Origin of the sequence: Mesonia algae, assembly GCF_003253545.1 — a bacterium.
In the GTDB taxonomy this organism is placed as follows: Bacteria; Bacteroidota; Bacteroidia; order Flavobacteriales; family Flavobacteriaceae; genus Mesonia; species Mesonia algae.
Window position 1 is genome coordinate 1 of record NZ_QKYV01000027.1, and the last position, 2,276, is coordinate 2,276.

Here is a 2,276-nt window from a genome sequence, read left to right on the forward strand (position 1 = left end):
AGTTAAAATCTGTTTATAAAGATTTTGACACAGGTAATGTATGTCTCAAATTTAATGTAGAAAAGAGTTGGTTTTTACCTCAGTTCTTTGTTGTGTGTAGGTTTTTATTTTTCTGTAGATTTTAAATCTTTTTCTATTTCAAGTAATAATTTGAAATTTTCTTTATGGCAAATTAAGGAAGTATAATGATGTCCATTTTCAGGGTCATTTATTTTTATCGGTTTTTCTATGAAATCTTGTGAGTTTATTTTCTCAAAAATTATAGAAAATAGTTTACTCCTAAATTCCTGCGGAGTTATTTTTCGTATCCTATTACTTCTTATAGTTATATTTGAAGTGTCACAGTAATAGTATAATACTACATTATTCTCATTCAAATAATCCAATATTAATTTTGAAAATCTAAAAAATGTTTTTAAACTATTAATAGGAGTAATATCATCCATTAAGATGATAGAGACATCAATTATTACAATTCCATAATCTCTGGGGGTATTACAAAATTCCTTAAAAACAATTAGGTACTCGTAACCCTCATCAGTTATTAAAGGAATCTCTTTTTCCAATATTAAAAGTACTTATTTTGGAAAGTATAACTCTCTGTTTGAACGGTATTCAGATTTTCGTTCTTGCTTTTTAGAGCGTAAATCTCTTACAAACTCGAGTAGCTCTTTAGAGGGTTTCGATATGTGAAGCCTTTTAGTTTTCATATTGCAAATGTATAAATGTATTCATAACTAAACAAATATTATTCCATATATCTGTTTTTAACTTACATACAACGGTTTTGTGTATGATTTCGTTGCGTGTTTAAGCACTAAAATTAGCAAATAAATCACAGATAGAAAGTCCGCGAGGACTTTCGTAAATAGGCTAGAACTAGCAATGAATTATACACGGTGTTGGCAATAGTTATTATTCAATATATAATTTTCCTTTTCCTTCTCTATTGTCAATTATTATTTTTTTGTCTTGATTAAATGGTAATGTTAAATTTTTATATGATTTATTTATTGATATAAATTTTTCAGATTTTACTTTTTCAAATTCATTGAAACCGTTTTCAATATTTATTCTAATTAGCTTTATTTCAGATTCATTAAACCAAGACTCTTTCTCTGAATATTTAATCCAACCTAATGTATCTTCTTTTATCTCTTTGTATAAGTCGTTAGTTCTATTAAATGATAATTCGTTTATATCAAAATTTGATATTTCTTCAAATTTTTCGGATAAGTGACTTATTCTATTTGAATCAGGATTCTTATAACAAATGTTCATATGGAATTCAGCCATTTTAGCTAAATGATATAATTCATCTGCGATTAAAGAGGTTTTCATTTTAAAAATAAAACCTGTTTTTTCAAATTCTTGAGCTATTTTCTTTGCTTTGCTCAATGAGTTTAATGCTGAATATAAATTATTTTTTTTAATGTTTTCAACTGAATTTTGTACCATTAAAAAGTATTCCTCACGAATATCTGTTAATTCTGACAATATCATTTTTAATAAGACAAAGTCCTCAATAACAAAGTTTTGTTTATTTAGGATTTCTGAAATAAATTGAAAAGATTTTACCAATTTAGCTTGTCTTTCAATATGGAAAAGGTTTAGAAGTTCATCTAATTTTTCTTGAATGGAATTAAGTTGTTTACTTATGTTATTCATATAATACTGACCTGTGATAACTGATGCGACTTGAAATATTATCATTGGTGTAAATATTGTAGTTCCTGCTTGAACAAAACCTGCTTGTTGGGTAATTTGTCCACCATTAACTACAGCAGATCCAACTCCTCCACTTGAAAGTTGCATCAATGTAGCTGGATTTGCTGTTGCTTGAAAAAGACCATAAGTTGCAGTAGACGTAATTCCTACATTTGCTAATCCTCCAGTAATGTTTGAAAGTGTTCCTGATATTGTTTCCTGACTTTCTTTATTTAGATAAATTTCAGGTAGTTTTTTAATCATTTCACTATCAGTGATTCCTTCAAATTTAACTGACGCATTATTATTTTTTATTTCAAAATCAGTTATTAATTTTTCACTTGGTAAATTATTTTCTTTTAGAAGTTTATTATTTTGCGTTATTAGGATTTCAATTTTCTTCTCTAAAGAATTTTTATTACCAAATATATTTCTAATTTTCTGGATTAAGTTCATTCTGTTTTTAATTATTGCCAACGTGTTTCTTTAGTTTGTATTAAATAACTTTATATAGAAAGAGAGGAGAACTATAACGTGTTTTAGATTAGTGATCCCTTACACGTACGAGT

General features: G+C 26.8%; 2 protein-coding genes. Both read right to left on the reverse strand.

Annotation, left to right across the window (positions count from 1 at the left end):
• Positions 1–104 precede the first annotated feature (104 nt).
• Positions 105–566, reverse strand: a complete 462-nt coding sequence (locus LX95_RS14435; RefSeq protein WP_111542164.1) for a hypothetical protein — start codon at positions 564–566, stop codon at positions 105–107.
• Between the two features lie 349 nt (positions 567–915).
• Entirely contained in the window at positions 916–2,184 is a 1,269-nt protein-coding gene (locus tag LX95_RS14440) for a hypothetical protein (RefSeq protein ID WP_146240808.1), read from the reverse strand.
• Positions 2,185–2,276: the final 92 nt, after the last annotated feature.